Here is a 6,895-nt window from a genome sequence, read left to right as displayed (position 1 = left end):
CTTCGCCGTGCTGCTGGCCGCGCTGGCGGAGCCGACGCCGCCGCCCGCCCCGACCGAGGCGGCCGACGCGGAGGCCCGCCCGGACAAGCCGCGCGTCCAGCACATCCCGGTGGTGCGGCGCGGTCAGGGGTCGCAGTGCTGACTGTCGGCGTCGACGTCGGCGGGACCAGCGTGCGGGCCGGTGTGGTCGACGGTGACGGCGCGGTGCTCGACACGGCCCGTGCCGCCACGCCCAGCGGCGAAGAGGCGTTGGAGGAGGCGATCGGCGCGGCCGTGGCCGAGCTCACGGCACGGCACCGCGTCGCCGCGGTGGGCCTGGCCGTGGCCGGGTTCGTCGCCTCGGACCGCCGGACCGTGCGGTTCGCGCCGCACCTCGCCTGGCGGCAGGCCCCCGTGGCGGACCGGATCTCCGAGCGCGTCGGCCTGCCCGTGGTGCTGGAGCACGACGCCAACGCCGCCGCCCTGGCCGAGCACCGGTTCGGCGCGGCGCGCGGCGCGATGATCGCCGCCCTGGGCGCCATCGGCACCGGGAGCGGCGGCGCGCTGCTGCTCGACGGCCGGCCGTTCCGCGGCGCGCACGGCGTCGCGCCCGAGCTCGGCCACCTGCGGCTCGTGCCGGACGGGCGGCCCTGCCCGTGCGGCAAGAACGGCTGCTGGGAGCGGTACTGCTCCGGCACGGCGCTGAGCACGACGGCGGTGGAGCTGCTGGCCCGGCACCCCGGCCTGTCCACCGTGCTGGCGCGGGAGGCCCTGGGCGACTCGCGGGCCGTGACCGGTCGGCGGGTCGCGGGCGCGGCGCGGGACGGCGACCCGCTCGCGCAGCGCGCGATGGCGGACCTGGCGCGGTGGCTGGGGGACGGGTTGGCGCTGGTCGCCGACGTGTACGACCCGGAGGTCGTGGTGATCGGCGGCGGTGTGTCGGAGTCCGCGCCGCTGTTCCTGGACGACGCCCGCGAGCGCTACGCGGCCGTGGTGACCGGGGCGGGGCACCGGCCGCTGGCCCGCATCCGGACCGCCCAGCTCGGCGACGACGCGGGGATCGTCGGCGTCGCCACCCTGGCCCGCGAGGTGGCGGGCCACACCGCCCGCAACGGCCGGTCGAGCTGAGCGGGCGCCCGTCCGGGGGTCCGGTGGTGGGACGTCCGGTTTGACCGGAGAGCCGCTTCCCGGACGACGCGGCGTAGCATCGCGGGATGCAGATTTCCGGCCGCGGAAAGCGGATCTTCGACGTCCCGGCGATGCCGTTCGGGGCTCCGCGCCGCACCCGCGCGCCCGGCGACCACCCCGGGGCGCTCGGATGAGGAGCGGTGCGGCGCAAGGGCACGTCGGGTACTTCCACGAGGCGGCGTTCTACGGCAGCGACGACGACTTCCGCTCGGTCGTCGTGCCCTTCCTCGACGGCGGGGTGGCGGCCGGCGAGCCGGTCGTCGTGGCGTGCCACGCGGCCAACGAGCGGCTGATCCGCGACGCCGTGGCCGACCCGTCCGCGATCGTGTTCCTGCACGGCGACGAGCACTACGAACGGCCCACCGAGGCGATCCTGGCCTTGCGCAAGCTGTTCGCCGAGTACGCGGGCGCGCCGCAGATCCGCGTGATGGGCGACGTCCCGCACCCCGGCGTCGGCGCGTCGTGGGACTGGTGGGCGCGGTACGAGGTGTCGATCACCGAGGTGTTCGCCGAGGTGCCCGTGTGGGGGCTGTGCCCGTACGACCTGCGCACGGCGCCGCCGCGGGTGGTGGCGGACGTCCTGAGCGCCCACCCGCACGTCGTCGCGCCGGACGGCGCGCACGTGCCCAACGAGAGCTACCGGTCGTCGTGGACGTGGCCCGAGGTGCCGCCCACCGGCCTGGAGGCCGACCCGCCGCTGGTGGAGCTGGTCGACCCGGCCCCGGCCGAGGCGCGCCGCGCGGTGACGGCGGCCTGCGCCGGCGCCCGCCTGAGCCGGGACGAGGTGGACGACATCGTGTACGCCGCCAGCGAGGCCGTCACCAACGCGCAGTGCCACGGCGTGCCGCCGGTGCGGGTGCGCGTGTGGGCCGGTCCGACCAGCGTCCTGGTGGCCGTGACGGATCGCGGCGAGGGGCCGCGGTCGCCCGTGGCGGGGCTCGTGCCGACCGACCTCACCACCACGGCGGGCGTGGGCCTGTGGCTGACCCACCGGACGTGCCGGGAAGTCCTCATGGGGCGGGACGCCGAGGGCTACACGATCCGCCTGACCGTCGGCGCCTGACGGCTGGCCTGGACCCCGCCCGTCACCGCACCGCGAACCACCGCACCGCTGGTCACAAGACCGCGGATCACAGCACCGCGAGCCACAAGACCGCAGGTCACAGCACCGCGAGTCACAAAACCGCTGGTCACAGCACCGCGCCGTCGTCCCACCCGGAGTCCGCCGGCGGACCGCTGCGCATCCGCAGCACCAGCCACCCCGCGCCCGAGCACAGCACGATCAGCGCCAGCGGCGTGCCGATCGCGCCGGTCAGCCCGAACAGGCCGGGGAACAGCAGCAGCACGACGCCCAGCAGGATCACCAGCAACGCGGCGATCGTCCCGGCCCGCAGCTTCGGCAGCGGGGGAGGCTCGGGCGGCACGAAGTGGTCGTCGGGATCGTCGGGGTCGGCGTCGCGGTCGACGTCGCCGTCCTCCATCGTGGCCACGGCCGGCTGACCCTCGGGCCGCACCGGTCGCACGGGTTCGGCCTCGTCGCCCTCGTCCGGTTCGGCCTCGTCCGACCAGACCTGCCTGCCCACGCCTTCGCGTTCCAGGCCCGCCACGATCTCGGCGAAGGTCGCGTCCACGTCCTCCGGGCCGTCGGTCGAGTCGCGTCGGGAGTTCATCGGCGTGCTCCAAGCCCTCCGGGGTCGTGAAGGCGATCCCTCTGCCAGGGTCCATCGTCCCACGGGCGCGATGTGTTGCGGATTACGGCAGCCGGTGGACGTTCGGACCGTACCGCCTCCGCGCGGGTCTTCGTTGTGTCTTGTGCCATCGGCTCCGTAGGCTGGCGGCGGGGATCAAGCTCGTCGAGGAGGCGCTCCCAGCGGTGCTCTACTGGTTGATGAAACACATCTTTCTCGGGCCGCTCCTGAAGCTGTTCTTCCGTCCCAAGATCATCGAGGGCGCGGAGAACATCCCCAAGGAGGGTGGCGCGATCCTGGCGAGCAACCACCTCGCGGTCTCCGACTCCTTCTTCCTCCCGCTGAAGCTGTCCCGCCGGGTCACCTTCCCGGCCAAGATCGAGTACTTCACCGGCAAGGGCGTCAAGGGCGCGCTCCAGCGCTGGTTCTTCTCCGGCGTCGGCCAGGTGCCGATCGACCGGTCCAGCGCGTCGGCGGCCCAGGGAGCGCTCGACACGGGCGTGCGGATCGTGCGCGAGGGCAAGCTCCTCGGCATCTACCCCGAGGGCACCCGGTCGCCCGACGGCCGCCTCTACAAGGGCAAGGTCGGCGTGGCGTGGATCGCGCTGGAGTCCGGCGTGCCGGTCATCCCGGTCGCGATGTTCGGCACGGACAAGGCCAACCCCATCGGCTCGAAGATGTGGCGGCCCTACCCGATCCGGATCAAGATCGGCAAGCCGCTGGACTTCTCCCGCTACGAGGGCCTGTCCGGCGACCGGTTCGTGCTGCGGTCCATCACCGACGAGATCATGTACGCCCTGATGGAGCTGTCCGGCCAGGAGTACGTGGACGTCTACGCGGCCAAGGCCAAGGAGGTCCAGGGCGACCCGCGGCCCGCGAAAGCGGTCGATCGGCTGCCCGAGACGAAGGCCGGCTGAACCGCACCCCTAGGGTGGAGTGGTGCGGTTCTTCTACGACTGTGAGTTCATCGAGGACGGGGTGACGATCGACCTCGTCTCCATCGGGGTGGTCGACGAGGAAGGCCGCGAGTTCTACGCCGTGTCGACCGAGTTCGACCCGGCCAAGGCCGGCCCGTGGGTGCGCGCGAACGTCCTCACCCAGCTGCCACCGCCCGCCGACCGGGCGTGGCGCAGCCGGGAGCGCATCCGCAACGACCTCCTCGAGTTCCTGGGCGGCGCCAAGGCCAACCGGGACGACATCGAGCTGTGGGCCTGGTTCGCGGCCTACGACCACGTCGCGCTGGCCCAGCTCTGGGGCCCGATGCCGGCGTTGCCGCGCTGCCTGCCCCGGTTCACCCGCGACCTCCGGCAACGCTGGGAGGACGTGGGCAAGCCCAGGCTGCCGCAGGCGCCGGCGGACGCGCACGACGCGCTGGCCGACGCCCGGCACAACCTCGCGCGCTGGAAGGTGATCGAGTCCGAGCGGCTGCGCAAGGGTTTCGCCGTCCGTTAGGTGGACCCTCGCTTGCTGCACCGATCCAGCACGTGTCAGTCTTGGGTGACCCACGCCACGAGAAGAGATTGGCTAAGCAAATGCGCATTGGTGTGCTCACCGGCGGTGGTGACTGCCCCGGCCTCAACGCGGTGATCCGCGGTGTGGTCCGCAAGGGCATCGAGGCCCACGGCTGGGAGATCGTGGGGTTCCGCAACGGTTGGCAGGGGCCGATCGAGAACCTGACCAAGCCGATCGGGCTCGGTGACGTCGAGGACATCCTCACCAGGGGCGGCACCATCCTCGGCTCGTCGCGCACCAACCCGTACAAGGTCGAGGGCGGTGTCGACCGCATCCGCGAGACGCTCGCCGCGAACAAGGTCGACGCCCTCATCGCCATCGGCGGCGAGGACACGCTGGGTGTCGCCAAGCGGCTGACCGACGACGGCATCGGCGTCGTCGGCGTGCCGAAGACCATCGACAACGACCTGGGCGCGACGGACTACACGTTCGGCTTCGACACCGCCGTGCACATCGCCACCGAGGCGATCGACCGGCTGCGCACGACGGCCGAGTCGCACCACCGCGCCCTGGTCGTCGAGGTCATGGGCCGCCACGCGGGCTGGATCGCGCTGCACTCCGGCCTGGCCGGCGGCGCGAACGTGATCCTGGTGCCTGAGCGCCAGTTCAGCGTCGACAAGGTGGTCGAGTGGGTGGAGCGGCGCTTCGAGCGCCAGTTCGCCCCGATCATCGTCGTCGCCGAGGGCGCCATGCCCGAGGGCGGCGCCGAGATCCTGCACTCCGGCGAGAAGGACGCGTTCGGCCACGTGCGGCTGGGCGGCATCGGCACCTGGCTGGCCGAGGAGATCTCCGAGCGGACCGGCAAGGAGTCCCGCGCGGTCGTGCTGGGCCACGTCCAGCGCGGCGGCATCCCCACCGCGTACGACCGCGTGCTCGCCACCCGGTTCGGCCTGCACGCGGTGGACGCGGTCGCCGAGGGCGACTTCGGCGTCATGGTCGCGCTGCGCGGCACGGACATCGTCCGGGTCAAGCTGTCCGAGGCCACCGCGGAGCTGAAGACCGTTCCGCTGGAGCGCTACCAGGAGGCCGAGGTCTTCTTCGGCTGATCGACCCCGCACCACACCGAGCGCCCCCGGACTCCCGGTCCGGGGGCGCTCGGCGTTCGCGCGCCGTCACGTCGCGGCGCCGTCACTTCTTGGCGTAGTCGCGCAGGCCCGTGAAGTCGAGCATCACGCACGGCTCGTCGCCGACGATCCACGCGTCGTGGCCGGGCTCGACCATGACCGCCTCGCCCGGACCCGCCTCGGCCTCCGTCCCGTCGTCCATGACGACGTGCATCCGGCCGGACAGGATGTAGCCGGTGTGGGCGGCCTGGCACGAGTCGGTGCCCGCGATCGGCTTCACGTCCTGCGACCACCGCCACCCCGGCTCGAACTCCGCTCTGCCGACCGTGGCGTCACCGACGGTGACCAGGTCGACGTGGCCGTGCGGGAACTCCCGCACCTCCTCCGGTTCCGTGAAGCTCTTGGCGGCCAGCACGGACATCTCGATCACCTCTCACGCGTTCTCAGCCTTGTGTCACGGGGTGGATCTCGTCCGCCACGAGCCCGTGCGCCTCGCGGTGGACCCGGTGCGCGGACTCCGCGTCCGGGGCTTCGACCAGGCAGAACACCTTCCCGTCCTGCTCGTCGACCCAGTAGTTGAGGTACCGGACGCCGTACCGGTCCTGGATTCGCAGGTCGGCGGCGTGGGCGTCGGCCACGTCCTTCGCGCCCGCGCCCTCGGGGAGGTGGTGGTGCACGTCCATGAACAACACGACGTCCTCCTGACAGGTGGTGGAGCCGAGAACGGTAGCCGGCGGGGCGTTCCCAAACCGTTCCCGCGGCTACGCACGGTTCCCCCGGCGGACCCGGCGGACCGGACGTAGGGTTCCGCCATGCCGGCCACCTGCCAGGTGCGCGTTCTGGGCAGGTTCTCCGTCGTCGTCGACGGAAGACCCGTCCCCGGCGACGTCTGGCGCAACCGCCGGGCGGCCGACGTGGTGAAGCTGCTGGCCGTGGCTCCCGACCACCGGTTGCACCGCGAGCAGGTGATGGACCTGCTGTGGCCCGACCTGCCGGTGGACGCGGCGGGGGCGAATCTGCGCAAGGCGGTGCACTACGCGCGGCGCGCGCTCGGGTGCGCCGACGCCGTCCGGTGCGCGGGCCGGCTGCTGACGCTGTGGCCGGCCGGCGTCCTCGACGTGGACCTGGACCGGTTCGAGCGGACCGCCGACGCCGCCTTGGCCTCGGGTGACGCCGGGAGGTGCGCGCACGCCGCCGCCGACTACCGCGGCGACCTGCTCGCCGACGACCGCTACGAGTGCTGGGTGGTCGAGCCGCGGGCGAAGGCCAGAGCCCGGTACACCGCGCTGCTCCGGGCGGCGGGCGACTGGACGCGACTGCTCGACCTGGACGAGACCGACGAGGAGGCGCACCGCGCCGTGATGCGGCGGCACCTGGCCGCGGGCAACCGCCGCGAGGCGCTGCGCCAGTTCGAACGGCTGCGCCGCGCGCTGCGGGAGCGCGTCGGCGTCGGGCCGGACGCGG

General features: G+C 73.2%; 9 protein-coding genes. 6 read left to right on the top strand and 3 right to left on the bottom strand.

Annotated elements, in window-relative coordinates:
- Positions 1–135 precede the first annotated feature (135 nt).
- A complete protein-coding gene (locus ACFQ3T_RS32960; RefSeq protein WP_380729446.1) occupies positions 136–1,107 on the top strand; it encodes an ROK family protein in 972 nt (323 codons plus the stop codon).
- Positions 1,108–1,297: 190 nt separating this feature from the next.
- Positions 1,298–2,230, top strand: a complete 933-nt coding sequence (locus tag ACFQ3T_RS32955; protein ID WP_380729444.1) for an anti-sigma factor RsbA family regulatory protein — start codon at positions 1,298–1,300, stop codon at positions 2,228–2,230.
- A 127-nt stretch (positions 2,231–2,357) separates the two neighbouring features.
- On the opposite strand, the gene ACFQ3T_RS32950 is transcribed toward ACFQ3T_RS32955, so the two are convergent.
- A complete protein-coding gene (locus ACFQ3T_RS32950) occupies positions 2,358–2,837 on the bottom strand; it encodes a hypothetical protein (RefSeq protein ID WP_380729442.1) in 480 nt (159 codons plus the stop codon).
- Between the two features lie 203 nt (positions 2,838–3,040).
- On the opposite strand from ACFQ3T_RS32950, the gene ACFQ3T_RS32945 reads away from it, so the two are divergent.
- The 3 genes from ACFQ3T_RS32945 to ACFQ3T_RS32935 all read left to right on the top strand — a co-directional run bounded on the left by ACFQ3T_RS32945 (position 3,041) and on the right by ACFQ3T_RS32935 (position 5,413).
- Positions 3,041–3,772 (top strand): lysophospholipid acyltransferase family protein, encoded by a 732-nt coding sequence (locus tag ACFQ3T_RS32945; protein ID WP_380729440.1) that lies wholly within the window; start codon positions 3,041–3,043, stop codon positions 3,770–3,772.
- Between the two features lie 22 nt (positions 3,773–3,794).
- Positions 3,795–4,307, top strand: coding sequence for a polyadenylate-specific 3'-exoribonuclease AS (locus ACFQ3T_RS32940; RefSeq protein ID WP_380729438.1), 513 nt, complete (start codon positions 3,795–3,797; stop codon positions 4,305–4,307).
- An 80-nt stretch (positions 4,308–4,387) separates the two neighbouring features.
- Positions 4,388–5,413, top strand: coding sequence for a 6-phosphofructokinase (locus ACFQ3T_RS32935; protein WP_380729436.1), 1,026 nt, complete (start codon positions 4,388–4,390; stop codon positions 5,411–5,413).
- Positions 5,414–5,495: 82 nt separating this feature from the next.
- Here ACFQ3T_RS32935 and ACFQ3T_RS32930 read toward each other — a convergent pair whose 3' ends face one another.
- Together ACFQ3T_RS32930 and ACFQ3T_RS32925 are read right to left on the bottom strand one after the other, a co-directional pair.
- Entirely contained in the window at positions 5,496–5,852 is a 357-nt protein-coding gene (locus ACFQ3T_RS32930) for a cupin domain-containing protein (RefSeq protein WP_380729434.1), read from the bottom strand.
- 22 nt (positions 5,853–5,874) lie between these two features.
- A complete protein-coding gene (locus ACFQ3T_RS32925) occupies positions 5,875–6,114 on the bottom strand; it encodes a DUF4242 domain-containing protein (protein ID WP_380729448.1) in 240 nt (79 codons plus the stop codon).
- A 129-nt stretch (positions 6,115–6,243) separates the two neighbouring features.
- Between ACFQ3T_RS32925 and ACFQ3T_RS32920 the strand changes: the two genes are divergently transcribed.
- A partial coding sequence (locus ACFQ3T_RS32920; RefSeq protein WP_380729432.1) for an AfsR/SARP family transcriptional regulator occupies positions 6,244–6,895 on the top strand: 652 nt, incomplete at its 3' end.

This window comes from Saccharothrix hoggarensis, from assembly GCF_042678885.1.
Taxonomy (GTDB): Bacteria; Actinomycetota; Actinomycetes; order Mycobacteriales; family Pseudonocardiaceae; genus Actinosynnema; species Actinosynnema hoggarensis.
The sequence above is the reverse complement of the archived record's forward strand: the minus strand, read 5'-3'. Positions and strand labels throughout refer to the sequence as shown.

Bases quoted from the DNA above. Each gene is read 5' to 3' on its own strand.
- ACFQ3T_RS32955 (WP_380729444.1), top strand. From the start codon at position 1,298: ATGAGGAGCGGTGCGGCGCAAGGGCACGTCGGGTACTTCCACGAGGCG.
- ACFQ3T_RS32950 (WP_380729442.1), bottom strand. From the start codon at position 2,837: ATGAACTCCCGACGCGACTCGACCGACGGCCCGGAGGACGTGGACGCG.
- ACFQ3T_RS32935 (WP_380729436.1), top strand. From the start codon at position 4,388: ATGCGCATTGGTGTGCTCACCGGCGGTGGTGACTGCCCCGGCCTCAAC.
- ACFQ3T_RS32930 (WP_380729434.1), bottom strand. From the start codon at position 5,852: ATGTCCGTGCTGGCCGCCAAGAGCTTCACGGAACCGGAGGAGGTGCGG.
- ACFQ3T_RS32925 (WP_380729448.1), bottom strand. From the start codon at position 6,114: ATGGACGTGCACCACCACCTCCCCGAGGGCGCGGGCGCGAAGGACGTG.